Source organism: Singulisphaera rosea (assembly GCF_054877945.1).
The window spans coordinates 461,932-487,948 of the sequence record NZ_JBTYIP020000003.1 but is presented as its reverse complement, the minus strand read 5'-3'; the positions used below and the strand labels follow the sequence as shown (position 1 = coordinate 487,948).

Annotated in this window: 22 protein-coding genes; 12 read left to right on the top strand and 10 right to left on the bottom strand. The window is 65.7% G+C overall.

The annotated features are described in order from the left end of the window. The first annotated feature begins 257 nt into the window (after window positions 1-257). From ACYOEI_RS08210 to ACYOEI_RS08190, 5 genes are all read left to right on the top strand, one after another. A complete protein-coding gene (locus tag ACYOEI_RS08210; protein WP_462848910.1) occupies window positions 258-704 on the top strand; it encodes a hypothetical protein in 447 nt (148 codons plus the stop codon). A 260-nt stretch (window positions 705-964) separates the two neighbouring features. After that, entirely contained in the window at window positions 965-2,536 is a 1,572-nt protein-coding gene (locus ACYOEI_RS08205; RefSeq protein ID WP_462848909.1) for a GTPase family protein, read from the top strand. A gap of 350 nt (window positions 2,537-2,886) precedes the next feature. Beyond that, entirely contained in the window at window positions 2,887-3,366 is a 480-nt protein-coding gene (locus tag ACYOEI_RS08200; protein ID WP_462848907.1) for a hypothetical protein, read from the top strand. A 49-nt stretch (window positions 3,367-3,415) separates the two neighbouring features. Beyond that, complete coding sequence (locus tag ACYOEI_RS08195) at window positions 3,416-3,631, top strand: ElaB/YgaM/YqjD family protein (RefSeq protein WP_462848906.1); 216 nt, start codon at window positions 3,416-3,418, stop codon at window positions 3,629-3,631. Continuing rightward, window positions 3,628-4,068 (top strand): phage holin family protein, encoded by a 441-nt coding sequence (locus ACYOEI_RS08190; protein WP_462848905.1) that lies wholly within the window; start codon window positions 3,628-3,630, stop codon window positions 4,066-4,068. The genes ACYOEI_RS08195 and ACYOEI_RS08190 overlap by 4 nt, the downstream gene beginning before the upstream one ends. 337 nt (window positions 4,069-4,405) lie before the next feature. On the opposite strand, the gene ACYOEI_RS08185 is transcribed toward ACYOEI_RS08190, so the two are convergent. Further along, window positions 4,406-4,843: a CBS domain-containing protein gene (locus ACYOEI_RS08185; RefSeq protein WP_462848904.1), complete on the bottom strand. Its 438-nt coding sequence runs from the start codon at window positions 4,841-4,843 to the stop codon at window positions 4,406-4,408. A gap of 79 nt (window positions 4,844-4,922) precedes the next feature. After that, window positions 4,923-6,317 (bottom strand): sigma-54-dependent transcriptional regulator, encoded by a 1,395-nt coding sequence (locus ACYOEI_RS08180; RefSeq protein WP_462848903.1) that lies wholly within the window; start codon window positions 6,315-6,317, stop codon window positions 4,923-4,925. A 332-nt stretch (window positions 6,318-6,649) separates the two neighbouring features. On the opposite strand from ACYOEI_RS08180, the gene ACYOEI_RS08175 reads away from it, so the two are divergent. The 3 genes from ACYOEI_RS08175 to ACYOEI_RS08165 all read left to right on the top strand — a co-directional run bounded on the left by ACYOEI_RS08175 (window position 6,650) and on the right by ACYOEI_RS08165 (window position 8,936). After that, window positions 6,650-6,847 carry a hypothetical protein gene (locus tag ACYOEI_RS08175; protein ID WP_462848902.1) on the top strand — a complete coding sequence of 66 codons (198 nt, stop codon included), beginning with the start codon at window positions 6,650-6,652 and terminating at the stop codon, window positions 6,845-6,847. 311 nt (window positions 6,848-7,158) lie between these two features. After that, window positions 7,159-8,286 (top strand): sensor histidine kinase, encoded by a 1,128-nt coding sequence (locus tag ACYOEI_RS08170; RefSeq protein WP_462848900.1) that lies wholly within the window; start codon window positions 7,159-7,161, stop codon window positions 8,284-8,286. Between the two features lie 140 nt (window positions 8,287-8,426). Beyond that, entirely contained in the window at window positions 8,427-8,936 is a 510-nt protein-coding gene (locus ACYOEI_RS08165) for a hypothetical protein (protein ID WP_462848899.1), read from the top strand. A gap of 317 nt (window positions 8,937-9,253) precedes the next feature. Here the strand turns inward: ACYOEI_RS08165 and ACYOEI_RS08160 are convergent, their stop codons facing one another. Then, window positions 9,254-9,814, bottom strand: a complete 561-nt coding sequence (locus ACYOEI_RS08160; protein ID WP_462848898.1) for a DUF2231 domain-containing protein — start codon at window positions 9,812-9,814, stop codon at window positions 9,254-9,256. Window positions 9,815-9,856: 42 nt separating this feature from the next. Beyond that, window positions 9,857-10,066, bottom strand: a complete 210-nt coding sequence (locus ACYOEI_RS08155) for a hypothetical protein (RefSeq protein ID WP_462848897.1) — start codon at window positions 10,064-10,066, stop codon at window positions 9,857-9,859. 156 nt (window positions 10,067-10,222) lie between these two features. On the opposite strand from ACYOEI_RS08155, the gene ACYOEI_RS08150 reads away from it, so the two are divergent. Next, complete coding sequence (locus tag ACYOEI_RS08150; RefSeq protein WP_462848896.1) at window positions 10,223-11,194, top strand: YihY/virulence factor BrkB family protein; 972 nt, start codon at window positions 10,223-10,225, stop codon at window positions 11,192-11,194. Window positions 11,195-11,225: 31 nt separating this feature from the next. Here ACYOEI_RS08150 and ACYOEI_RS08145 read toward each other — a convergent pair whose 3' ends face one another. Beyond that, window positions 11,226-11,465 carry a hypothetical protein gene (locus tag ACYOEI_RS08145; protein ID WP_462848895.1) on the bottom strand — a complete coding sequence of 80 codons (240 nt, stop codon included), beginning with the start codon at window positions 11,463-11,465 and terminating at the stop codon, window positions 11,226-11,228. Between the two features lie 521 nt (window positions 11,466-11,986). Between ACYOEI_RS08145 and ACYOEI_RS08140 the strand changes: the two genes are divergently transcribed. After that, window positions 11,987-13,180: an efflux RND transporter periplasmic adaptor subunit gene (locus ACYOEI_RS08140; protein ID WP_462848894.1), complete on the top strand. Its 1,194-nt coding sequence runs from the start codon at window positions 11,987-11,989 to the stop codon at window positions 13,178-13,180. Between the two features lie 6 nt (window positions 13,181-13,186). On the opposite strand, the gene ACYOEI_RS08135 is transcribed toward ACYOEI_RS08140, so the two are convergent. From ACYOEI_RS08135 to ACYOEI_RS08125, 3 genes are read right to left on the bottom strand one after another with little or no spacing between them, the layout of a single operon-like run. Beyond that, window positions 13,187-14,674 carry an acyltransferase family protein gene (locus ACYOEI_RS08135; protein ID WP_462848893.1) on the bottom strand — a complete coding sequence of 496 codons (1,488 nt, stop codon included), beginning with the start codon at window positions 14,672-14,674 and terminating at the stop codon, window positions 13,187-13,189. Then, window positions 14,671-15,738, bottom strand: a complete 1,068-nt coding sequence (locus ACYOEI_RS08130; RefSeq protein ID WP_462848892.1) for a glycosyltransferase family 2 protein — start codon at window positions 15,736-15,738, stop codon at window positions 14,671-14,673. Before ACYOEI_RS08130 ends, ACYOEI_RS08135 begins: the two co-directional genes overlap by 4 nt. A gap of 56 nt (window positions 15,739-15,794) precedes the next feature. Further along, window positions 15,795-18,167 (bottom strand): glycosyltransferase family 39 protein, encoded by a 2,373-nt coding sequence (locus tag ACYOEI_RS08125; protein ID WP_462848891.1) that lies wholly within the window; start codon window positions 18,165-18,167, stop codon window positions 15,795-15,797. 520 nt (window positions 18,168-18,687) lie between these two features. On the opposite strand from ACYOEI_RS08125, the gene ACYOEI_RS08120 reads away from it, so the two are divergent. Together ACYOEI_RS08120 and ACYOEI_RS08115 are read left to right on the top strand one after the other, a co-directional pair. Next, a complete protein-coding gene (locus tag ACYOEI_RS08120) occupies window positions 18,688-19,518 on the top strand; it encodes an ankyrin repeat domain-containing protein (protein ID WP_462848890.1) in 831 nt (276 codons plus the stop codon). A 99-nt stretch (window positions 19,519-19,617) separates the two neighbouring features. After that, on the top strand, window positions 19,618-20,211 hold the full coding sequence (locus tag ACYOEI_RS08115; protein WP_462848889.1) for a hypothetical protein: 594 nt from the start codon (window positions 19,618-19,620) through the stop codon (window positions 20,209-20,211). A 320-nt stretch (window positions 20,212-20,531) separates the two neighbouring features. Here the strand turns inward: ACYOEI_RS08115 and ACYOEI_RS08110 are convergent, their stop codons facing one another. Further along, the gene (locus ACYOEI_RS08110; protein ID WP_462848887.1) at window positions 20,532-21,116 is read right to left on the bottom strand and encodes a hypothetical protein; all 585 of its coding nucleotides are present in this window, start codon (window positions 21,114-21,116) and stop codon (window positions 20,532-20,534) included. Window positions 21,117-21,570: 454 nt separating this feature from the next. Beyond that, entirely contained in the window at window positions 21,571-25,773 is a 4,203-nt protein-coding gene (locus ACYOEI_RS08105; protein ID WP_462848886.1) for an AsmA-like C-terminal region-containing protein, read from the bottom strand. Window positions 25,774-26,017: the final 244 nt, after the last annotated feature.

The window sequence follows — 26,017 nt, the reverse complement described above, 5'->3', positions numbered from 1 at the left end:
CGCCGAGGGGGTAGGCACACCGAGGCCACCCCCGTGGCGAACTCCCCTGAGATCATGGCAAGGCTCATGGCGAGGGGTCAATCCCCTACTCACGAAGATCGTCGGCGTTCTCTGCCGTGAATGCGGTCGCCCTGGCCTGGGCAGGGGAGTTCTCGGCCTCCCCGGCATGGCCCTTGCACAGGGTGTGGTGAAGTCGGGCCCGCTCGTCGGGGGCCCATTTGATCGAATGTTGGCCTTAGCAACGAGGAGCGACGACGATGCCTTCAGGAAAACCGAGCCAGCCCGCTCACAACGGTGGCGCCAAGGAATCGATCGCGAATCTCGGCCAGAAGATCCAGGAAGGGGCCCAGGTGGCCGGAGAACGCCTGCAAGAGAACCTCGGGACCGCCCGCGAAGCGGCTGCCCACCGCTATCGCCAGGCCGAAGGGGTGATGGCAAGGAACCCCGCGCCTTCCGTCCTGATCGGCTTCGGCGTCGGCTTCGGGCTCGGCCTGGTCCTGACCACGATGCTCTCCCGACCCGAGGAGACGTGGGCCGACCGCTACCTCCCCGACAGCCTCCGAGGGACCCCCGACCGGCTCCGGAGCGCCTCGCGGCAGGCCCGGAGTGCGGCCTCCGAGCAGCTCAGCCATGTCCCGGACTCGATCCAGCAACTCGGCGAGACGATCGCCCGCCATCTCCCGAGCTTCCTCTCGCGAGGTTAACCTGAAGCCGGAGTCCGTCGGCGACGCGGCGTCGGGCCCTATTACGGCCCGGGTCGCCGACCGATCGATCCATCTTTCCCGAGCCGGCCCGCCGCTCCCGAATCCGGGCGCGACGAGCCGGCTCTGCGTCATCCTTGGCGACGAGAGATTTTCCTCGAGGGCGGATCTCGCCCATCGTCGCGGATTTGCGACAATAGTTCGGGTGCTCGTACCGAACCTGTCTTATCGGATCCTTCCACACCTGACGTGGGGTCGCCGACGTGTTGAGAAACTGGCGGGCGTGGGTGCTCTTGGTCCTCCTGGTAGGGCCGATCCTGGCGTACATCGGGTTCGGTGCCCTGTACCTCCGCGAACACGGCTGGCTGATGATCGCGAGCGCCCTCTGGATCGCCTCAGGGATCGTGTTCGCTATCTTCGCGGCGCGCTGGACGAAGTCGAGCCGGGAGCTCTTGCCCCCGCTCGACTGGGACATGCCCCAGACGTTCGCCGAGTTCGATCGCAAGGCCTGGGAGCTCGTCGAGAAGGAGGCGGACCTGGGGGATAGCCTCGCGATGGAGGTGCTCGCCGGGGCCGACGTCTACATCGAGACGGGCCGCCGCCTCGCGCGTCGACTCGCGGAGCATTACCACCCGCTGACGAACGACCCGATCGAGCACGTCCCGGTGGTCGAGCTCCTGACCGCGCTGGAGCTCGCGGCCGAGGATCTCGACGGGCTCTGCCGCCAGGTTCCGGGCGGCGACATGATCACGCCGGCCCACTGGAAACAGGCGGTTCAGGTCGCGGGCTATCTCCAGAAGGCGAACGACATCTACTCGTACCTGATGCCGATCTTCAGCCCGATGACGGGCCTGGTCCGGCTCGGGACGCAGCAACTGATGGTCAAGCCGGCCTGGAAGAACATGCAGCAGAACCTCCTGAGGTGGTTCTACCGGGCGTATGTCAACCGCCTCGGGATGCACTTGATCGAGCTCTACAGCGGTCGCCTGTCGATCGGCCTCGACCAGTACCGGAAGCTCACGAGGAAGTCGGCCAAGGTGCTGCACGCCGCCGAAAACGAGCTCTCCACGCTGGTCGTGGCGGTCGCCGGGGCGCGGGACGTGGGCAAGACAAGGCTCATCGAGGCGCTCGAGGCGGCGCGGTCGGGCGACCTGACTTTGGTGAAGGCCCGACTCGACGTCGCGGGGCTCGACATGGCCTTGATCGAGAGGCTGAAGTCGGCCAGGTTCGTCGAGGTCCCCGGCTACACCGTGAATCTCGCTGGCGAGTCGGCTCGAGATCGTTCGACCCGACACGAGGCGGTCGAGGAAGCCGTCGATGCCGACATCCTGATCCTCGTGATCGACGGCCGCCGCGACACCTATGCCGCCGACGTCGCGTTTGCCCAGGCGTGGGATCGCTGGTACATCGAACACCCTCGACTCGAGATCCCCCCAGCCCTGGCCGTCGTCACTCGGGTCGACAGCCCCGAGTTTGGCGCCGATTGGAAGCCCCCCTACAACTGGTCCAAGGGCCAAGCGCCCCGAGAATCGGCCGTCCGAGCTCGCCTGTCAGCCCTTCGGGCGGCCCTCCCCCCGACGGTCACCGAGCTCGTCGCGGTCGGCCTGGCCCAGGAAACGCCGTTCGGGCTGGTCGAACTGGTCTTGCCCACGCTCGCGACTCTGCTCCAGCGTGCCGAGCGCTCGGCACTGATCCGGCATCTCCACCGCGCTTCCACTCGCTCCAAGGCCCGGCGATTCGTCGGGCAGGTCGGGCAACAGGGCCGGCACCTCTGGGAGCACCTCCGCACCTCACGCAAGGCGAAGTCGTCGAATCAAGACGCCGAAGCTTCGTGAGCGTCAGAAATCCGATGGGCAGCGAAATTCTCGGATTATGGAATGTCGTGCGCAAACACTCCAGGATCGAGAGTCGGGAACGTGATGTAACCCGTTCCACTCTCCTTATCGTCGCGGGGCACTGCCCACCGCCATCTGGAAGGCTCGGGGGGCGACTCCCACCCTACCCGGTGGGTGAATCCCGCATAGCATTCCCGCCTCTCGACCGAAGCCCGACGAGTGGGAAGAACGGAACCTTGGTAGGCCTTGGCACTGCGGTTGCGTAGGGATGAGTTCAATCGCCCGGTGAACCCCCCCCTTTCGCCGAGGCCGTCGGAGATCCTCCCAACGCGCTCAACGTGGAGCTGGAAGTGGCCACCGTAACCAACGACGCCGACGAAATCCTCCGCCAGATGGCGCTAATCCGCCGCGACCTCCATGAGGATGTCCGGGGGGTCGTCGCGAGCGCCGAGGCCGTCACCGACTGGCATCGGCACATCCGGAACCACCCTTGGCTGGCCCTGGGGGCCGCGACGGCGGTCGGATATTTCGTGGTCCCGAGACGCCACAAGGTCGTCGCGACCAGGTCCGACGTCGCCAAGGTCCGCGAGCTGGTCGAGGAGAAGGTCGTCGAGGCCCCCAAGGCCGCGACGTCCAAGCGAGGGCTCGTCGGCATGGCTTTCGGGCTCCTGGCTCCCATCGCGGTGAAGGCCGCTCAGAGCTACGCCCTCCAGTACGTCGAAGGGTTCATCGCCCAGCTCCAGGAACAGCAGGCCCACATGGGCGCGGGACAACCCCCCGTATCGCAACCGTTCCCGGCCTCCGGCCCGGGGTACAAGGCCGGATCCTGAGGCTCTTTGCAACAGCGCTCGCATCCCCGGCGAGTCGCGGAGGCCCACGATGATGATCGATCGCATGAAGGACCTTGAAGCTGCCCTCGGCCCTCAGGCCGACGAGATGAAGGAACGGGCCCTCGAGTACGCGGCGGTCGCTCGCGAGCGGCTGGCCGACGGCTCCGAGCGCGTCAAGAGCTACGTCCTCAAAGAGCCGGCGCGGGCCCTGGGCATCGCGCTCGGAGTGGGGGTGCTCCTCGGATGGATGATCAAGCGACGATGAGCAAGTCCGACTCGAACGGCTCCGGCGAGGGCGTGGTCGGCAGCATCGCCGGCTTCGGCAACAGCATCGCGGGCCTGGCCGAACTCCAGGCCAAGCTCGCGGCCCTCGACTTCCAGGAGACCAAGGCACGCGGGCTCATGCCGCTGGCGGTGGCCGTCGCGAGCCTCATCCTGTTCCTCGGGGCCGTGCCGGTCGCCCTCGGAGGAGTCGCCCTGGTCGTCGCCAGCGCCTTCGCGCTCTCGACGGGCGTGGCCCTGCTCCTGACCGGCGTCGCCGTCCTCCTGGCGTCGGGCGTCGCCGCCGTCTTCGCCACGTTGCGGTTCACCCGCAGCTTCGAATCCTTCCGCCGCTCGCGCGAAGAATTCACCCGGAACCTCTCCTGGATCCGGACCGTGCTCGTCTACAGCGGCCGGGCCGCACCTCGTCGACGGTTCTGATCACGTGAGGAGCTTGCTGGGAGCGGTCATCATTCGGGTGGCAATTCCCCGATACAAGCCCGAAGCGCAAGCGAGTGGATCTCTTTTGATTAAAAGATTCACTCGCTTGTGCTTCGGGCTTATGCTTGTACAAGGCCGGCCTGGCGATCCATGTGAGGAGTTGCAACCGAAGTTGTGATGCACTCCAGGAACCGAAACGGACACGCCCGAGGGCCAACTTTGGCCCTCGGGCGTGTCCGTTTATTGGTTCGTCCCGTCGTCCGCCTTTTGTCACCATAATCGCGATCGCGGCAGGAACCCGGCCTTGAGGGGAAAAGCCGGGTTTCGAGGTCGATGCTCAGGTATGTTCCACGACTTCCGTGACCGTGTGGCCGACGGCCTGGTCGGAGGTGCAAGAGGCGAGGTCGGCGAGGCCGATGATGCCGACGAGCCGCTCCTCGGCGTCGACAACGAGGAGGCGGCGGACGCCCTTGTCCCCGAGCTTCTCGAGGATCGTGCCGATGGTCGCGTCGGGGGTGACGGAGACGACGCCCTGCGACATGAGCTGGCCCACGGGCAGATCCTTGAGGTCGTCATAATCGGCGATGGCCAAGGCGACGTTCCTATCCGTGAGGACGCCGACCGGCTTGCCGCCCTCGAGGACCGGCACGGCGCCGCAGTCGGCGTCACGGAAGATCAGGACGGCCTCGAGCACCGTGCTGAAGGTGGAGCACGTCCGGGGGGCGGGTGTCATGACGTCGGCAGCCGTTAACCTTGAGCGTTCGGGGGTGGGCATCGCGGAAAACTCCGGTTGGATTTCGATCAGCGACCTTGGTGACGTTCTTTAGAAGGCAAGTCTCGGACCACCGGAGTCCTCAGGTCGACTTGAACGGATATTTATCGATCTCATACTGGCTGATCTTGCCCGAGACGCTCCGACGCGACAGCCCGCAGAGCTCGGCGCAACGCCCGACGTTGCCTCGGCTCTTCTCGAGCGCCCTGAGGATGTACTGCTTCTCGATCTGCTCCGTGGCCTCCTTGAGGTAGTAAGGCAGCGGGTGCTTGAGGTCGATTTCGAAGCGAGGACGCTCCTCGGTCGACATCCCCGTGATCTTCGGCGGGAGCTTGTCGGGCGAGATCGTGTCGCCCACGGTGGTCACCGAGGCCCGCTCGATGGCGTTCTCGAGCTCGCGGACGTTTCCCGGCCAGCGATAGACGAGGAGCCGTTCCATCGCCTCAGGGGCCATCTTCTTGGCCGGCTCGTTCGGTCGGGCGTACTTGTTCAGGAAGTGCGTGACGAGCAGCGGGATGTCCTCGGGGCGGTCGCGCAACGGGGGGACGTCGATCTTGATGACGTTGAGCCGATAGAAGAGGTCCTCGCGGAACCGCCCTTCTCGGACTTCCTTCTCGAGGTCCTTGTTGGTTGCCGCGACGACCCGGACGTCGACCTCGATGCTCTCGTGCCCGCCCACGCGCTCGAACCGCCGTTCCTGGAGCACGCGCAGGAGCTTCGCCTGCATGGCGGCCGAGATGTCGCCGATCTCGTCGAGGAAGATCGTCCCCTTGTCGGCAAGCTCGAACCGCCCTTTCCGCCTCGCGTCGGCCGAGGTGAACGAGCCCCTCTCATGGCCGAAGAGCTCGCTCTCGAGGAGCGACTCGGGCAAGGCCGCGCAGTTGATCGCGACCAGGGCCCCCTGCCGGTCCTCGCTCGAGTAATGCACCGCTTTCGCGATCAACTCCTTGCCGGTCCCCGTCTCCCCCTCCACCAGGACCGTGCTCTTGGTCCCGGCGATGTGCCGCACCAGCTCGAAGATGCCGTGCATCTTCGGGTTCTTGCTGATGATGTTGTTGAAGCTGAAGTTCTCCTTCAACTGCTGCCGGAGCCGGAGCACCTCGTCCTGGAGCGCCCGCTTCTTGAGCGCGCGGTCCATGACGAGCTTGAGGTTGTTGGGGTCGATCGGCTTGGTCAGGAAGTCGTAGGCCCCGAGGCGCATCGCTTCGACGACCCGGTCGATCGACCCGAAGCCGGTCGTGACGATGGTCGTCACGAGGACCCGGCGCTGGGCGACCTCGCGGATCAGGTCCATCCCGCCCATGCCGGGCATCTTCAGGTCGGTGATCAGGACGCTATAGTCGGTCTCTCCCAGGGCGGTCAACGCTTCCTGGGCGCTCGAGACCGTATCGACGCTCAACTCGTCCGATTCCAGGAGCTTGCGGAGTTGGGTCGTCAGATAAGGATCGTCGTCGACGACGAGAAGTTTTCTGCGCATGCGGTCATCCTTCCGAGCCGGTCGTACCGAGGCTTTCTCCATCTCCGGATCGGCCTGTCGCGCGATCCGATGCCCGGAGTCGAGCAAATCCGATTCCTTCATGAAATAATATTCCCAAGGAGAGGGGGAATTCCCAAAAGCTGTCGAAGACGAGTGAATTCGGACTCGGGAATCTTCACGACAACGGTGCCAGCCTCTCGGAACCTTAGGACGATAATCGCAAGCAAGTGCTCGGGTATGATTCTTGCATGCAGAGGCTCATACGGTCAGGATCCGTCCCTGGTCCTCCACGGGGTGGGCTGGAACGGGTCAGGTGTTGGGAGTCTCCGACGATGATCGACACACTGCGAACGGACTTTCCGGCCGACATGACTCGCGCAGCGGATTTCCCGGCGGCGGGAACATGGGAGACGATGGCCAACGACGCAGTCGATCGCCTGAAGGACTACGCGCGGGAAAACCCGACGTCCTTCGCGCTTTGGGCTCTCGGGGTTGGCTTCGTCCTCGGCTGGAAGTTGAAGCCTTGGTGAGCCGAGCCTGCGCGTCGCCGCGTCCTCGCACGGGAGACCCTCGCCGTGCGAAGGCCGTGGGGACATCGGCCGCCGTTCCATCTTCGGAACTTTACCACGCCAAGTTCGCGTGGCTACCCTCATTTTATGGGCGATGGGAAGACCACGGCCGGGCAGCGAGGGGTCGTGGATTGACGATGAACGGCGATCCCCCCGACCTGCCCTCGGGAGTCCTGGTCCTTTATTCAACCTTCATGGAAGTGCTGGGATTGTCGGCCGGGCCGCTGGGCCTAGGGCCTCGAGCAAAACAGCACTGAAGGATTATATCAAGCATGTTATCGACGGCGGAGTCGAAGGAAAAAGGGGTCGCGGCGACGTCGCCCCTGCTCTACGTCCTGGGTGCCGATCCCTCGCTGTCGGCGGAGGTCGGTTCGCTCCTGGAAGAACACGGGTTCCGGGTCGAGCCGTTCGACAGCATGGACGGGACGGCCGCGGCCTTGCGGCGCGTCCGCCCGGCGCTGCTCGTGAGGATCGGCAGCCCGGCCGTGGCTTCATCGCGGTTCGCTCCCCTGGGGGCGATCGCGCGGACGTTGGACATCCCGATCCTCGACGTCTTCGAGGCCGGCCTCGAAGGCGGCCATGAGTCTCTCTCCCTGGGCGAAGACTCCGACGACTGGGTCTGGCGATCGTCGGCCCCTCGGGAGTTGGCGGCTCGGGTGACGGGACTTCTCCGCCGCCGCAAGGGCTCGAGCGAGGCCACGAAGTCTTCGCCCTTGCCTACCGACTCGCGATTCTTCCCGCTCATTGTTCACGACCTCCGCACGCCGCTGAACGTCATCGGCCTCTCGCTCCGGATGATCGACCAGGCCATTCCCAAGGGAAACGCCGAGCTCGAAGAGGACCTCCGGTTCGTCGAGGAGAACTTCAAGCAGATCGAGCGGATGCTCTCGCAGCTCAGCGACTACTGCCGGCTTTTCGAGCTCGAGTCGGCCGGACCTCCCACCGAGTTCAGCCCCGAGCGGCTCTTGGCCGACGTGGTCGAGGATCGTTCGGCGAAGCCGGGCTCCCACAAGGCCGAGTCGATCCGTCTGGAAATTCAGGATTCGTGTCCCGCCGAAGCCTCGTTGGATATGGTCAGGGCCCGACAGGCGATCCAGTACGCCCTCAACAACGCCCTGGCGGCGGCCAACGGCGTGGGGGTACGCATCCAACTTTACGGAGGGCCGGACCGACTCGTGACGGAGCTCCGGATCGACCAGGCCCCTCCCCCGTCGGTGAAGTCGGTCGAGCTCCGCCCCCAGCTCTTCGAACGCCTCTGCGGCACTGCGGCGGAACGCCGCGGGATGGACCTCGCAATCGTCGCGAGAATCAGCGAGATGTTCGGGGGCTCGGCCAGGTTCGAGGCCGACGAAGGGAAATCCACCCGCATCATCCTCGACTGGCCTGCGAGGCTGGCCTGATCCCGAGCGGCCGGGGCGACTCGCCCGGGATCGTCCGGGATTGGCATGGGGGTTGCCCTTGAGAAGGAGATGTCGGCGGTCGGACCGCCACCCTTCGCATCTCTCCAATCTCGGTACATATCAGAAAGTCAAGGCCATCGATGGCTACTGCATCCACGATCGACCGCACCTGGATCGCCGAGGAATTCTCCAAGGGGATCGCCGCCGAACAGGCCCTGATGGACGAGGCCAAGTCTCGGTCGCAGGCGCCTCCCGACGCGACCCTCGGGGTCCTCTATCACGAGATCGCCGACGCCGACGAGCGCCACCTTGCCATCATCGAGACCATCGCCACCCGCTATGGCCACACGCCGGCCCGGAGCGTGGCGGGCGGGATCAGCGAGACCCTGGGCCGGCTCCGGGGCAAGGTCGGCGAGCTCGGCTCGACCCCCCTCCAGCTCGTCGGGCACGACCTCATCGCCAAGGCCAACGCAATCCACTGGTGCACGGCCTGGATCCAGGCCTTCCAGGCCGTCGGCGACGCCGAAAGCGCCCGCGAATTGTCGGCCGTCCTGACCGAAGAGAAGGCCCACCGCGATGCCCTCCAGGAAGGCCTCAACCGCCTGGTCGTGCACGGCGCCCTCTCTCCTGAAAATGCCGATCCGAAGTAAGTGCCGGCTCATAACATAAAAAGAAATCGATGCTGATATTTTTTGTAGGGTGGGCACTGCCCACCAGCTTTCCGGGAGGCCCGGTAAGGCGGATCGCGTGTCGACGGCTTTCCCGCCCCTCAGTCGTCACCTGGAAAGACCGGTGGGCATTGCCCATCCTTCGGGATAGCTCAGGCACCGATCTCGATACATGAGCCAACCCGGTCTTCAAGAGAAGACCGGGTTTCAAGATAGGATCCAGCAAAAGTCGGGGGCCGTGATTCTCGCATGAATCACGGCCCCCTTTGTTGGTTGTTCACGCGAGCGATCAAACACGCTCAAGCGTGGATCCCGAGCGGTGCTTCCGGGGAGAGACGCTCGCGACCACGGCCGTGCTCGTCCTCTTCCTCCGACATCTGATCCATCACGGGCTTGACCCCCTCGCCATACTCCTGGACGAGTTTGCCGCCGAGCCATCCCGTGTAGAGGACGAGGCCGCCGCCGGCCAGGGCCAGGGTCCGGGAGAGCAGGCTTGCGGGCCGACCCTGCTGGTGGTCGCGGACCCGGAGGACGAAGCTCGTCGCGAAGAGCGTCCCGGCCAGGGCGTTGCCCAGTCCGTGGGCGGTGGCGACGTCGTGGCTCGGGCGGCCCTTGGGGATGAAGGAATAGTCGCGAATCCCGGTGATCGCCGCGCCCAAGGCGCCGACGAGCCCGACCCCCATGCTGATCCGGGCGGCGTCGTCGAAGGCGTCGCTCCCGGTGGCGAGGGCCGCGGTGTCGCATACGTTGCTCACCGCCCAGGCGCCGATCGGGAGGGCGACGATCGCGGGGTGGGGGCTGTGGCCGATGATCTCCTCGGTCTTATCGATGAGGCCGGTGATCGGTGTCAATGGGTCCATGTGATTCTCCGTTTCTGATCCGATGGGAGGTGATCTCGATGCTCATCGGGACGTGGCCTCGGTGCCCGTCGCCGCGGCTCCCGGCGTGGGCGCCGAACTTGAGTTCGTTGGGGCGGGCGCCGGCAGGTCGGAACGCACCGCAGTCTTTTCGGTCCCCAGGGGCATGCCCGACTCGCTCGGGCCGCAACCGGCCCACAGCAGGGCCGTCGCGGCCGCGATACGCAGGGGGTCCCGCTTTGGTCGCCTGTTCATGAGAAGGGCTCTCCGTCGGCCCGCGACGTCGGCCGCGGGCTCTTCCCCCTTCCTAACGCGAACGCCGTGCCGTTGGCACGCCGGATGCCACAGTGGAGGGCGTGTCCTGGAGAACGAGCCCCAGACCCCATCTGGCGCCCGGGGAGGGTCGCGATCATGCATCTGCCGCTTCGACTCCGCGAGGCAATCAGCCTCGGCGGGCTGACCGTTCGCGAGTTGGTCGTCCGGACCTGGAAGAAGGTCATCGAGAACGAGATCATGACCCGTGCGGCGGCCGTGGCCTTCTACGGCATGCTCGCCCTCGTCCCGTTCCTCGGCTTGACCCTGGTCTTCGCCGTCCAACTCCTGCCCGACGTGACCGGCCGGTCGCGGGCTTCGCTCGGGCTCGGCAACTTGACCGTGGAAACCCTGGAAACCACGCTCAAGTCCTTGTTTCCGAAGGAGGCATTCGAAGTGGTCAAGGACCAGATCGGCCGGATGCAGCATGAACCCCCGGTCGGCCTGATCTCCGTCGGCCTGATCATTACCATCTGGCTGGCGTCGAGCCTGTTCGTCGCGATCATCGACGCGATGAACCGGATCTACGGCGTGGTGGACTCGCGGCCGATCTGGAAGCTGCGCCTGGTCGCGATCGTGATGACCGTGGTCCAGGCCGCGATCCTCGTGGGCTCGCTCCTCGCGATCGTCGCCTGGCCGCAGATCCTGCGCTGGATGGGACTGAGGGCCCACGAGGCCGCCATCGCGACCGCCGTTCAGGGTCTCGTCGTCTTTCTCATGCTCCTGCTGAGCTTCGCACTCACCTTCTATTTCGGACCGGACGCCGAACAGCGCTGGGAATGGATCACCCCGGGCAGCATCGCCGGGGCGCTCATCTTCCTCGCCGTGACGTATGGCTTTCGCGCCTATGTGCAGAACTTCGCCAACTACAACAAGACCTACGGTTCCCTCGGCGGAGTAATGGTCCTGCTGTTCTGGTTCTGGATCACGAGCCTCATCGTGCTCACGTCCGGGCAGATCAACAAGATCATCGAAGAGGCCTCTCCCCTGGGCAAGGCCTACGGCCAGAAGATCAACCCCGACGTCAAACCCGACTTCTCGTCCATGTCGCCCGAGCCCATTTCCACGTGAGCGACGTGTTGCCCGGGGGCCGAACGAAGGCCTACGGGTCGAGGGGTTCCTCGGAAGCGGGTCGTTTGCGAGGCCAGTAGATTGCGAGCGTACCCGCGACCCAGAACAGGAATCCGACCGCCACGCCGACCATGAGGATCTGATCGGCGTCGTTCCCCCCAACCCGGAAGGGGCCAAGCTTCCCCTTCGCGGAGGAGACGATCCCGAGGAGGCAAACCGCCTCGGTCAGGAGCCCGAGCCTGCGGAGGATCTGCCCGGTCGACCGTTTCATGAAACCCTTTCGCACGACCTTCGACGGAGATCTCGAGGGCTCGAGATTCCCCGCCCCGAACCACCGGACCTCGTTGGTTCTTCCTCCACGATGCTATCCGCCGAGCGTCCCCTCCGCCAGTGAGCGGGCCGCGGCCGGGGCGGAACGCCCTCGGGCCGTTCCCACACGACTCATTCGTCGCAAGGCTCCTTACGAGCCCGAAGCGCAAGCGAGTGAACCTGTTTTGCCGAAATCGAAACCCTTCACTCGTTTGCGCTTCGGGCACGTGATGTCGGGAGGCGCAACTCGTGGGTTTATTGCGAATAAAATTTTTATTTTATAAAAAGATAACTATGATTTATAGTGGGAATTCGTTGGCGGTAATCGGCGTTCGCAACGCCGTGATAACTCCGTGTTTGGGTGAACGTATCGAAACTGTTGACGGGCGTATTCTTTCGGGGTTACGGTAAAGGTCGCCCTTCAATGCTGGTGCGGACGGAACGTGTCCCCCTCGGCTTCTCAACGCATCACGGGAGTCCGGCATGAACATCCGGAGAGGGTTGTTGGCGATCCTGGGCCTGGCGATCGTGCCTTCGGCCGAATCTTGGGGGCAGCTCCCAACCTCGGCCAAGATCGAGACGGCTCCGATCGAGCTCAGAGCTCCCGATCGGTATCAGATCAACGCAGTCCTGGAGCCGATCCGGCGCGTGACGGTGACGGTGCCGTTCGACGGCATTTTGCGGAGCATGGAAGAGCCCGTCGGGGCGACGGTGCGGGAGCGGCAAGAGCTCGCCCAGCTCGACCGGACCGAGTCCGCCGCGAAGCTCAAGATCGCCCAGGCCAACGTGAAGGAGGCGAAGGCGGCCCTGACGATCGCGCCGAACTCGGTCGCGGCCCAGGCCCAGCTCGAGGCGGCGCAGGCCCGGCTCGAGCTCGCCGAGTTCGATCACGATCGCTGCACCCTCCGGGCCCCGTTCGCGGGCCGTCTCCTGGACGTGAGCGTGAGTTCCGGCCAGTATCTGCCCAAGGGGGCGACGGTGGCCGATCTCGCCGATGTGTCCAGCCTCCGCGCCCTCGTGCCGGTCGAGCGTGGCTCGGTCGCCGTCGGGGCGGCCATCAACGTCAGTGTCGAAGGGCAGTCGGTCGCGGGCAAAGTCCACGCGCTCCTGCCCCTGCCCGAAGTCTTCGCCACCCTGCGCGAACTCTCCACGCCGTTCTCGGCCGCGTGGGTGATCGTCTCCAACCCCAAGGGTGAAATGGAGCCCGGCCAGCGCGTGCTCGGCCCCTCACTCCCGACCACGCCCCTCGCGACCATCCCCTCGCGGGCCCTCAAGGATGCCGAGAAGAGCGAGGCGGGGGGAGGCTCGAAGGTCCAGGTGATCCGCAACGAGTACGTGACCGACATCCCCGTGAAGGTCCTCGGACGCCCCGGCCCCGAGCGCGTCCAGGTCTCGGGGCTGTTCCGCCCCAACGACGCCCTGATCGTCTCGACGTCGGTCACCCTGATGCCCGGGACCTTGATCCGTTTCAACGGATCGACCAGCGACACCATCGAAGGGACGAGCCCCAACCCGGCCGAAGGGGGAGACGTCGCCGGGATCACCCCCCCTCGCACCGGCGCCCGAGGGGCCGCCGCCCCGAGTACGACGAAACCCCGCACGACGACCCGTCCTTCCAACAAGGCGGCGACGCCCCCGGCCGGATCCTCTTCGCCCGCCGCTCCCCCGCCCTTCTAATGCGAATTAGTGGGCCGGTGCCGACGTGTTGAATTCGTCGGAGATCCGCTTGCTGAGCTTCGGTGTGTCTTCGACGTCGGGCTCGCGGGACGCCTCATCCGACTTCGATCGGTCGAGTCGGCGACGAGGCGCGGGGCCGAAGAGTCGGACGAGCGGCGTGGGGCGGATGAGGAGCTCGAACAGGAGCAAGGCCGAGGCCGTGGTCGCCGACGCGACAAGCGGGGCCTGGACCCACCATGGGAGGCCGAATCGCCGGATCGCGGTCAGGATCGGTGTCAGGAGCGGCAGGTGGACGAGGTAGACCCAGAACGCGGTGTCCGCCAGGTATCGGCCGGCATGAGTCGGGCGGTCGATGGTGCGTTGAAAGAGGCCGAGGACGCCGAACGCCGTGTAGGCGCCCCCGAGGGCGTACGTCGTGTAGCCCGCGATTCGAATCAGGTTGAAATAAGGCAGGTCGGTGCGCATCGCGAACATTGACGAGAGCACCGAGCCGGCGATGTGCCCTCCGAGGCCCACGAGCAGGCTCGAGGGCCAGTGGCGGGCCGCCTCGATGAGCCCGGTCGGCACGCGGTAGAGCCACCAGCCGGCGAGCACGTAGATGAAATAGAAGGGCATGTCGGGCTGATACTGGTAGACGAAGTCGGGGACTCCGCTGAAGATTCCCGAGGCCAGGCCCAGCGACCATCCGAACGCGCCGGAGGTGGCCATGAGCGCGGGAGTCGCAGCCAGTCCGAGCAGCATCGGCGCGAAATTCCAGGCGAGGAGCTTGCGCCCGGCCCGATCGATCGGCTCGGGGACGACTCGCAGGGCTTTCGCCAGGAGCGGTGTGATCGTGGCGAAGACGAGCAAGTACCAGAGGAACCAGAGGTATTCGAGGCGGAAGTACCGCGAGTAAGACCCGAAGATCGCGTCGCCGATCGGGCTGGGACGAGGCCCGAAGCCGAAGGGCCTTCGCCCCGGCCCTCCCCCACCGCCGGGCATGCCGAATCCCCCCGGCCCCTCGCCCCTGGGGCCGCGACTGGGCGGCCCGAAGCTTTCCGGCCCGGCCGGGGCGCCGGGGGGGCCGCCTCGGGCGATGTCTCGGTCAAACGCCGGGCCGCCGCCCGGAGGGCGTCCCGGTCGGTCGGCGCCGGGAGGGCCGCCCCCCGGGCCGCCTAGGGTCCCTCGGATCGCCTGGTCGAGCGGGACGAACGTCAGCAGGCCGACGAGGAGCGGTAGGCCAATCCGCGACCATCGCCTCGAGAGGAAGCCGCGAGTGCCGTACTTCTCGAGCATCATCGCGCCGAAGAAGCCGGAGATGAGGAAGAACAGGGGCATCCGGAAGCTGTGCATCCAGTCCTGGAGCCGCATCGGGATCCCGCCGAAACCCGGCCCGGGGCCCCCCCTCCCCATCGCGCCGAACATCAAGGCATGGTAGAGGACTCCCAGGAGCATCGCGGTGGCCCGGACGCAGTCGAGGGCATGATAGCGTCGCGATTCGACGGGGGTACTCACCGATTCGCTCCTATCGGGAGAGTGGCGGTTCGGCTTGGGGGCGAGTCGCCTTTGGGCGGGAACTCGGACGATGGTCGGTCGTCCCTCGGTGTTGGGCGCGAGGCGACGCAAATCGTCCTCGCCGGCGGGGCCGAGCCGGCCGCGAGGTTCAGGACCTCGGAGACCACGTAAAGCGGCCTCCCCTTCACTTCTTCATAAATCCTCGCGACGTAGTCCCCCATGAGGCCGACGACCGTCAGCGTGGCTCCGGAGAACACGAGTTGGAGGCAGACCAGCGAACTCCAGCCTCGGATGGTGGTCCCGAGCACGAGGGTCTCGTAGATGACATAGCCGGAGTAGATCACGCCGAACCCCGACAGGAGCAGGCCCGCGACGAGGCTGAGCTTCAGTGGCAGGGCCGAGAACGACGAGATCGCCGTCCAGGCGAACCGGGCCATTTTCCAGGCCGGGTACTTGGTCGTCCCGGCGACCCTGGCGGGCCGGCGAAACGGCAGGATCGCCTCACGGAGCCCGAGCCAGGCGACCAGGCCTCGCATGAATCGATGCTGCTCGCGGAAGCCTCGGATCGCGGTGACCGCCGCCCTGCTGAAGAGGCGGAAGTCGCCGACCTGCGACCGGAGCCGTTCGTCGACCGCGCGTCGCATCAAGCCGTAGAAGAGCGAGGCGGTCGCCCGCTTGAACGCGGATTCGCCGTCGCGGGCCATCCGCTGGGCGGAGACGACGTCGTAGCCCTCTCGGTAGAACTCGACCATCCGGGGGAGCAGCTCCGGAGGATCCTGCAAGTCGGCGTCCATGACCACCACGGCGTCGCCACTGGCGAAGTCGAGCCCCGCAGTGATCGCCGGTTGGTGGCCGAAGTTCCGGCTGAACCCGAGGACCTTGATCCTCGGGTCGGCCTCGGCCGCCGCCCTGAGGATCCGCCTGGTGCCGTCGCGACTACCGTCATCGACGAAGATCAATTCGTGATCACAGTCCATCGCGTCGAGGACCGGATAGAGGGCGTCGAGGAGGGCCGGCAGGGCGTCCTCCTCGTTGTAGACGGGGATCACCAAGGAAAGGAGCATCGGTCCTCCTCGGGAGGAATCATCGAGGTTGAATATGTGAAATCGGTCGACACTATTCAGCGCGAGGCCGTGGCGACCGTGCCGGACTCGGGCCGGCAGTCGAAGAGCTTCCCTCGCCCGAAGCCGGGCACTCGGCCACGGCCGGGCCCGCCGGGACCAAAACCGGGCCCTCCGCCGCCGGGCCTCGAGTCGTCCCCTGGCGCTCCGCCCGGGCCGGGAGGCCCTGCCGGCTCGGCGTCCTCGGTCGGGTCCTCCTTGCGCCAGAGCTTCGAGTCGACTTCCTTGCCGTTCTCGCGGACCCAGGTGAGGATCTCGGAATTACCCCTCCCCATGCCCGGAGGGCCGCCGGGCCCGCCGAAGCCACCGGGCGGGCCACCGCCGCCTGGGCCGCCGGGAGGCCCTCCGCCGCCACCGGGCCCGCCCCCGAGGAACACGTACCGGAACTGCCCCTCCTTGATCATGGCGACGAATTCGTCCTTGGTGAGCACGGGGTCGGCCCCCATGAACCCGCCGAAGCAGAGCACCATCTCGCCGGTGTGGATGATGATCGGGGCGACTTCCATGCTGCTGGGCGCGGCGACGAGGAACCGCTCGCCCTTGCGGTTGGCCTTGAGGAAGTTGGCGAGGGTCTCGGCCCGTTCGGTCTCGGCCTCGAACTGTCGCGGCCCCATGTTGAACGGCCCGTTGCTCCGGCCGAAGAGGACGCCCGGATCCGCGGCCGGCATCATCGAGTTCCCTCGCGTCATGATCTGCGTGAGCGACCAGGCCGTGGGGCCGACAAGGAGGGCCGCGACGCCGACCCCCGCGGCGAGCGTCTCGAGCCGGAGGGGACCTTTGCCTTCAGTCCGTCGTCTCGCCAGGATCGTGCCGACGGCGCCGATCAAGGCCCCAACGGCGAGGGTTGGGATCAGCCAGCGTCGCCATTCGGGGCTGAAGCTTGCGACATAGCTCTCCCAACCCGCGGTAAGCAGGAGCGCGGCGGGGAAGAGCCCGCCTCGCCAGCCACCCCTGCGCGAATCGTCCCAGAGCGCGACCGTCCCCACCCCAACCATGACCGCGAGGGCCGGCCCGATGGCGACGGTGTAATACTCATGGAAAATCCCTTGCGCGAAGCTGAAGATGACCCAATGCGTAAAGAACCACCCGGCCCAGACGAACAGGATGATCAGGGCGGGCGACCAGGGCCTCCGCCACCCGATCCGACACGCGGCCACGGCCGCGCCGAGGATCGCCAGGGGGAAGAGCCAGGTGATCTGCCCGGAGATTCCGGCGTTGGCGAATCGCAAGGGACCCGGCGTCCCCCCGAACCCGGGAGGCCCTCCTCTCCCCCCGAATCCCGGCGGCCCCCCGGGCGGGAATCCACCCCCCGGCCCTCCCGGCGGCCAGGGGCCTGCCCCCGCGCCCGCCCCCGGCGGAGGCGGGTCGTCCGTCTTCGATGCGAGGGAGGTCTTGTCTTGCTCCTCGTTCCCCTTCGCGTTTGCCTTGGCCTTGGAGATCACGGACGGTGTCGCGGCCGAGGCGTTCGTGTCGGCCTTCGCGACGCCGTCCGGCCCGCGTCGGCCTCGGGGGGGGCCCATGTTCCCGAGGCCGCCAAAGATCCGGCCGAGCCCGTTGTAGCCGAGGGCCAGGTCGAGCGCGGAGTTGTTTCGGGATCCGCCGATATAAGGCCGACTCGACTTCGGGGTCAGCTCGACGATGATCGTCCACGAGAGCGAGACCGCGACGAGCACCACCGTCGCGATTGCGAGCCGCAGGAGCCTCGTCTTGAATACGAGGGGGGCCGAAAGCCAGTACGCGAGGTAGAAGGTCGGGAGCACCAGGAACGCGGCGAGCATCTTGATGTTGAAGCCGAGCCCGACGAGCGCCGTCGAGGCGAGGAGCGGCCCGAGTCGCCCGTTCTCGGCCGCCCGGCTCAGGCACCAGGCCGCGAGCACCAGGACGAACACCAGCGCCGAATCGGGCAGATTATCGCGGTCGACGGCGACGCAGATCGGGGTGACCGCCAGCACGCCGGCGGCCAGCAAGGCCGCGACCGCGCCGAAGGGCTTGCGGACGACCGCATAGGTGAGGACGACCGTCGCCACTCCCAGCAGAGCCTGCGGCCAGAGGAGGTTCACCCCCTCGAAGCCGAAGACCTTCGCGCTGAGGGCCTGGATCCAGAGCGCGACCGGCGGCTTGTCCACCGTAACGAACCCGCCCGGGTCCAGTGCGCCGAAGAAGAAGTTTCCGAAGCTTTCCAGCATGCTCCGGACGGCCGCGGCGTAGTACAGGTTCCCGTATCCGTTCTGGTCGAGCTTCCAGAGCCGAAGGACGGCCGCCACGACGGTGATCGTCGCCAGTACGCCCCATTCAAGCCCGAGCTTACGCCCGGGAGCACTCGGGGCCTCGAGCTCATCCGGAATCGGGTCGGACGTTGTTGTGTCGAGCATCCTCGGATGAATCCTCCTCGAGAGGGACATGTGAGTCGTCATCGACCGCCCTTGCCCTTGCCCTTGCCCGTGGCCTGGCCGCGCATCGATGGTCGGGCCGACCCTTTCGCAACGATTCGGATTCTACGCCCGGAGGGCGCGTCGATTTGTAAGAGTCTGTCAACGTCGGCAGGAGCTTCATTTCCGTCATCGAAGACTTTGGCGGTCGGTTGTGAACTTACTGCCGTCTGCTGAACGACCACAAGGGGAGAACGCATTGCCTCGCCGACCTGACCGAGCATACGTATGTGGAGTCCGCCATCCGAAGATCTGACAAATTTATCGACGACTTCGACTGCCATTTCGGCCAGGAGTACTGTTGGTTACGCGCCCCGACTGGCAGCGGTCGCTTGCAAGATTACATCTGTTGTCATGGCTTTGTAGCCCATGACGTGATACTCTGCGATTACTGGATTCGACAGCCATGCGGACGGACGAGTCATGAGAAGTCTTCCCGTGGGGCGAGCGGGGAACCCATCCGATGTCGCGGCCTGAAATAAATCGTGCGGATTATCGCTGCATGGTATGTAAAGATATTTCTAATGGTATTTGTGGTTTGGCCTGCTTCGTATTGGGAAAGGCTACGATTTCGGAATGGTTTGTGGCAGCGATACGAGGTGATACCAGGACGCTCGCGCGATTGCTTGAAGATGGAACCGACGTCGACTCGCCGGGCGAGTACGGGTGGACGGCCCTGATGGTTGCGGTCTACGGGCGCGACATGGAAACGCTTCAGTGGCTCTTGGACCGAGGGGCGGATCCCAATCGGGAATCGAACCAGAATTCGGCCATGACCCATGCGGCCCTTTGGGCCCGTGGATGGGTTGTCGAATCCGGCAGGTGCCGAATCAAGCGGGAGCCGGACGCTCGGTTCTTGGAACGGCTTATGTCGGCCGGGGGGCGCCTCGGACTTCGAGAGGCGATCCTTCTGGGTGATGTGGAGATGGCTCAGAGGATCATCGACGATGACGCCTCGATCGACATCAATGGTGAGTCCAATTTCGGGATGCACGACACCTTCCTGATGCTCGCCGCGCACGTCGGCCCGGTCGAGATGGCGGACATGCTGCTCGACAGGGGAGCCGAGATCGGGGGAACCGACGATATCGGCGCGACCGCTCTCATGCTCGCGTCCGAGATGGGCCGAGTCGAAATCGTCACTCGTTTATTGGATCGTGGGGCGTCGATCAATACTGGTTGGCCCACTGATACCGCACTCTATCGAGCCAATCGCGGTGGACACACCGAGGTCGTAGCCAGCCTGCTTGCTCGCGGTGCCAAATGGGGCAAGCCTTGGGATGTTTACTCGTAGTCTTGTCGGGTGGACGTCGCCCACTATGGATGATGCAAAGGCAGGTGGGCCGTGAGGCGCCCGCTCGGCAAGGCTTTAACAAAAGAAGTCGAGGCTGCGATGCGACCCAACGAGTCGCCATTCACGAATGAAGTTGATCTCAAAGAGCTGCCCCACACACTTGATGGTTCGTTCGCTTGGCTTACCCAAACTCCACGGCACAGCCAATGGGCCATCGGCGACCGTGGCGCGAGAAAACTTCCCGCACAGCTCAAGTCCGTCATCGCGTCCGCGAGCGGGTACGGGACAACTCTTCCGGAGGAATTCGTTGCGTTTGTCCGCACCCCCGCACTCCACGCCCATCTCCGATCGGTCACCGCATGCTATCTGGATGTTGCCGAAGCTTTACTGCCGTTCGCGGGTGGCTTCTTAACCCGGTTTCTCGCAGATCAGCAGGGGTGCGCCTTCTGGTATTTGTATACAAACAAAGACGCGTCAGACCACTGCATCGTGTCGTCGTTGACGTTTTTTGACGCCGATGAGATAGATTACGAACCCGAGGATCTCACGGAAACGGAGTTCCATTTCGAGGCGGTTTCGTTCGAGGCGTTTCTCTCACGTTTTTGGTTGGAGAACGAGATTCTTTTTGCGAAGTATGATTCAACACCACCGCCGGACGTTGATCCGCGGTTCCTTGAGTTGTATGAACAATAGATTTTTGAAAGATGAGCACCATCGACCATGAATGAAGGGCAGCGCCGTGGGCGATTCTTGTCCTGAAAAGCCTGGGCTCGTGAGTGACTGGGCCGGTATTTCGTCACCATGAGCAAGGGAAAGCAACAGAAGACTTCGGTTCGGCATGCCTCGTCGAACTGTCGCAGGGCGATTCATCAGGCGGAGACGAGAAACCTTGAGTCGATGAGATCGGGCCGGAGATGTTCGTTCTGGACGCATGCGGGGGGCCGTGTCGAATCCGTCCCCCCGCCGGTGGCGTTCTGGCCCGTTGCCAAAGCCCGAACGGGTTGCAAGGAGGTTTACCTCATTCCCTGCCCGCCCATGCCCCCCATGCCGCCGCCCATCCCGCCTGCTTCCTGTTGCTCCAAACGCAGTTGTTTGCTGTGCTCCAGATACTGGGCCTTGATCTTCTCGTAAGCCTTTCTCGCTTCATCGGCTTTGGCGCTTAGCTTTTCATCTTTGCCGGCCGCATGTTCGGCGCCGGCAAGTTCTTCGATGGCCGAGGCAAGCTCGGGCTCGAGAAGACTGACCTGAGCCTGGTGGAGTTGGGATTCGATCCTGGCGTTTTCCGACTTCTCGATGGCGGCCCGCCAGTCGAATTGGGCTGGTTTGGCGGCGGCCGCGGCGGCGGCGACCTTGGGATTCCGAAGCTCTCTCAGTTCGGCATTGCGACCGATGATAGCCTTCTTCTTCCTGTCGATGAAATCGGCAAGTGTCTTGGCCTGCTCGGCGGCCACCTGCTGTTCAGGCCCGGACAATGACTTCATGTCCTGTCGTGCCTGGAGCACCAACGCCTCCTTCAGGGCCGTCTTGTCGGCCTCCTGCTCCATCTCCAGAAGCTCGGTCTCAATGGATTTCGGCTGTGCTGCGGGCATGCCGCCCATGCCTTGGGCCCTTGCCGGTAAGCAGGAAAGGACTACCAACGCGAACGTGGCTAGGATCCTCATGGCGGACTCCGATAGGGATTTGGGGCTCGGGGATGCCCCGATTCTACCAAGGTCCTATCGCGGGGGCCTAGCTATCGATTTTCACGATACGAGATCAGGTAAGCAAAAGAGCTTGTGTAATCATTGGTGATATCGCTGGGCTAGAAGTTGGGTATGTCGACTTGTCGCGTGGGCATCCACCACCATGAAGGCGGGACGGCCGGTGGGCGGTGTCCACCCTATGAGACTGCAGGATTTGATGGGTGAAGGCCATGGGGGACGTCGGTGCAATCGCTTGGAGAGCCAACCTACAAGTACGCGGGGGACGCAAAAGTGATCCCCATCTGACGGTGTGATGCGGCCGCTCGATGTCTGTCCGACCGAATCTTTGATCACCAATGCGATGATCCGATCACTTGATGAATCCGAGGGGCAGCTTGAGCACCCCGCCGAAGAAGGAGACGGCGGTGTCGGCGACCAGGATCGAGGAGTCGACGGAGACGGAGGGGTTCTTGAGGGTGCCGGTGACGCGGAGTTTGAGCAGGCGGTTGGAGAGGTAGTTGGCGACGCGGAGGGAGGCCTCGCCGCCCCGGCCGAGGGTGTCGCGGAGCCCGGGGATCAGGCCGACGAGGGCCTGTCCGGTCTCGGGGATGATCTGGTTGGTGTTGATCAAAACTTCGAGATTCAACTGGGTGTCGAAGCCGATGGTGCCCGTGCCGTGGAGCTGGACGATCCGGCCCTGGAGGGTCAGCATCTCGACGATCAACTGGCCGTTGGCGATCGTGCCGACCATATCCCCGTCTTCGAACAGCCCGCTCCGGGCGGCGCCGAGGAATTTTTCGATCTCGCGAAAGACCGGGATGGAGAAGAGTGAGGCGTCGTCGAGGTCGAGGTTGATCTTGCCGCGATAGTGCTGGGGCTTGCTCGGGTTCGACCCAGCCAGCGAGATCCGGCCGTTGATCCGCCCCGAGGACGGACGGGTCGAGTCGGCTCCGAGATGAGTCAGGGTCTGGAGATCGATGCCCGTCAGTTGGAACTGGGACTGGAAGGCTCGGTCCGCGCCGAGCTTGAGCGTGGCGTCGCCTCGGACCTGGCCTCCGGCGACCCGCGAGGCCATGCGGCGGATGTGGATGGCCCCCGCCCCCGAGTCGGGGGAGACGGTCATCTCGACCGGGACGCGGAGCTCGCTGAGCGGGACGCCCGCGAACTTTGCCTCGGCCATGTGGAGGTCGCCCGAGGCCCGAAAGGCGTCGTCGAAATTCCCCGCCAGTCGAAGTGTCCCGAATCCGTTGAGCTTCTGGGCCACGTACGGCAGGAACGAGACGGCCCGAGCGAATGACGCGCGGTCGATTCGGAGGTTGAAGCCGACGCGTTTCGGCCCCTTGGTCGGCGTTGTTCCCCACAGGAGGCCGCTCGCCGTCCCCCCGGCCAGCTCGCCGGTGAGGGGTTCGACACGCCAATTCACCGGGGACTTCACGACGACCCCCCGGAGATGCCCGAGGGCCGGGTGTCCGAGCCATCCCAGCTCGCGGAGCTCGACGACCCCGCTCGCCCAGAGCCCGCTCTCCGACCCGGAGAACACCTGTCGCACGTTGGCGTTGATCGCACCGAATCCGTCGAGCAACGTCGCGGACCCCGAGATCCCGAGCGCCTTCCAGAGCTGGTGGAGGGTGAACCCGACGTATCGGAGCTCACCTTTCGCCAGCGAGATCGGAGAAACCCCACTGTCGGGTGAGGCTAGCGACAACGGGAAGTCCCCGAGGAACTTGATCCGGCCGCCCAGGCTCTTGGCGGTCACCTCGTAGTTCAAGGCCTTTTCCACGGCCTTGAGCGAGACTTGCACCTCTTCCGCCGGGATCCCCTGGACGGTCAGATCGGGGGCTGCGACCTGAACGTTCGCCTCGAGGGCGCGGGCGTCGTTCAAGGCAAATGCCAACTGGCCGTCGGCCTTGCCCGTGAGCTTCAGACCCTGTCCGGGGAGGATCGCGGTGATCTGCGCGGTGTCGATCCCCTTGAGGGTGGCCGAGCCTTCGGGCTTGCCGCCGTGGAGGGGCCAGCGGCCCTCGGCCGTGATCCGGCCGCCGAACGGGCGGGCATCGATCCCCGAGACGATGATCACGTCTCCCTCGGTCGTCCAGCGGAACGGGACGTCGCCGAGGGCGACCGGGCCGGCCTGGAACCGCGCGACCTGCCCGTGCCCGAGGGTTTGCACCGCCCAGGGGTCGGCCGTCCCCGACGCCTCGGCGTGACCGCTCAGGATCCCGGCGATCGGCGAAGGCTTCGGGGTGTCGGGGATCAGGGCGTCGAGCGAGGCCAGGTTCCAGTCGGAGACGTCGACCGCCCCGGTGAAGGGCCAGGGGGCCTTGAGGCCGATGCCGAAGTGTGCGGTCAATGGGTGCCCTTGAAGCTGGGCCGCGAGTCGGCTGACCTCGAATCGGCCTGCCTCGAGGGCGAACCGGAGGGAGACCCCGTCGAGCGTCGCGCCCTGGTAGGTGATCCGGCTCCCGTCGGTCTCTCCCGAGACGACCCAGGCGTTGGGGTCGCCGGCCGAGGGGAGGTCGGCCCTCGCCTTGATCTTCAGTGAGGCGAGGCCCGAGAGCGGGGTCGGCCGGGGCAGCGCCGGCGCGGCGAGCTCGCCCAGGGGTAACTGGTTCCCTTCCAGTTCCGCCGTGAACTTGCCGAGGGGAGCGAGCTCGGCGCGGAGGGCGCCACGAAACTCGTTCGGGGGGAGCGGGCCGTCGATCGAGAGGGGCTTCGGGTGGGCCTCGGGGGGATTGTCCGGGCCCCCGTCGGGCCGATCGGCGAGCCTCCCTCGGAGGTCCTTGAGCTCGACCACGCCATCCGCGAGGTCGAGTCGGGCCGACACCGTGTTGAAATCCACCCTGTCGATCGAGGCCGCGTTCAGGGTCAGGTCGCCGTGGAATGCATATCCTTTGATGTCGCGGAGAGTCCCCAGCGGGATCGTCGCGTCGGCCTTCAACGACAAGCGGCCCGTCACCGGGATCGGGAACGGGAAGCCGACCATGAATTGCACCTTGGCGATGATCTGTGCGACGTCGACGTCCTCGAGCTCCAACTGGGTCGAGATCGACTGGGGGAGATGGATTCCTCCCTTGAGAAGGGATTTGGCCTGCTTCTCAGGTGCCACGTTGGAAGCGGGAGGGGGGGACGTCGGCTCGGGGGCCGGTGTCGGTGCCGACGTGGGCTCGGGCGCCGGGGCTACCTTCGCGGTGTCGTCCGCGGCGGGAGCCGGGGTGGGCTCGGGCTTCGGAGGGTCGGTGTCGGTGAGGATCAGGCTCGTCGTGACGAGGCTGACGCCGGCTTCCAAAGTCTCCCGAGGCTTCGGGAGCGAGACTCGGCGTATGGGGGAGGATGATCGGCGTTGACGACGCGCGGAGTTCGGGGACTTCGTGTCATATTGCAGGTCCCCCCCTTTGGCGTGCATCGCCAGCTTGAGGGACTTGAAGGGGATCCCCTGGACGCTCCCCTTCTCCACGACCGCCTCGCCCGAAGATCCGGAGAGGTCGATGCCGGAAGGATCGAGGAGGGCGCGGAGCTGGACCTTGCCGGTCAGGAGGCCGGTGATCCCCGCCTCGTCGAGCTGCCAGGATTTCGGCGTGGCGAGGACGTCGACCTTCTCGAGGCCGAGGTCCAACGCGACGCTCGGGGGCGACCGGCCGAAGTCGAGGGAGCCGGAGGCCGTGACCTGACCGCCAATTGCCTTCCCTCGGACGTCTTCGAGGGTGACGAGGCCGTCGTCGACGAGGAGCTTGCCCGTCGTCCCTGACGCCTGGAAGCCGAGAGTCGAGAACTGCGCCTCGGTCTCGAGGAACGTGACCTCGGTCTCGGTGCGGAACGTCGGTTGGGGGCCCGTGGTCCAGTTGAGGCTCACGGTGACGTCGACCGGACCTCGGGGGGCGACGTGCTCCCAGACCTCGGGGGGGACGAACGGGACCTTTTCCAGGGTCCGTGGGTCGGCCTCAACCCGCTGGCCCGAGAGACGGATTTCGCCCCCTTTGCCCGAAAGTGGGTCGAGCTGTCCCGAGGCATTCCAACGTCCCCAGGTCGGGTCGTTGGACTTGGCCGAGACCCGAAGCGCGGTGCCTTTCGAGTCGGGGACGAGCCGGGCCGAGACGCCGGTGACGACCATCTCGGCGGGCCTCCCTTCGCGACGGAAGGTCACGCGGGCTTCCTCGGCGGAGACCGTCGGCATTCGGGCCGGCGCCCCCTCACCCCCTTTGCGCAAGACCGGGAGGTTGAGGAAGTGGCCCTCGCGATCGAGGCGAAAGAGGATGTCCGGCTGCTCGATCTTGATCCTCGAGGGGACCACGTGCCCGCGGAGGAGCCCGGCGAGCGTCAGGTCGGTCCCAATGCGTTCGATCGACGCCACGACCGGCGAGTCGGCGCCCGGGCCTTCGTGGATCGTCAGTCCGATGACCCCCGCCGATCCGAACCCGAGCCACCAGTCGCGGATCGTGACCTTGCCCACGAGCCTCGTCTGGATCTGCCCCACGATGACTGCTGGGACGACCCAGGTGCGCACCACCACGACGGCCAAGGTCGCGAGGACCAGGCCGCCTCCGAGGAGTTTCCAGAACTTTGAAGAGAGTCGCATCGGTGGGGTCCCAAGGGCCCGAGAGTCGCCCGGCGGCCGGGCGACGCGAGTGATGGGGGCGAAACCTCATCGGGGCCGGGAGTAGGCCACGTGCTTCGGTCATTGGCATCGGCCCCCGCGCATCCCGGCCGTTGCCCAAAAGGCGAGGGATCGGGGGAAGCTCGACCGAAGATTTCGATCCTCCCTGGAATTCCGGCGCGATCCCAGGGGATCCCCGGGCTGACCGCACGCGCGTCGAGGCGAT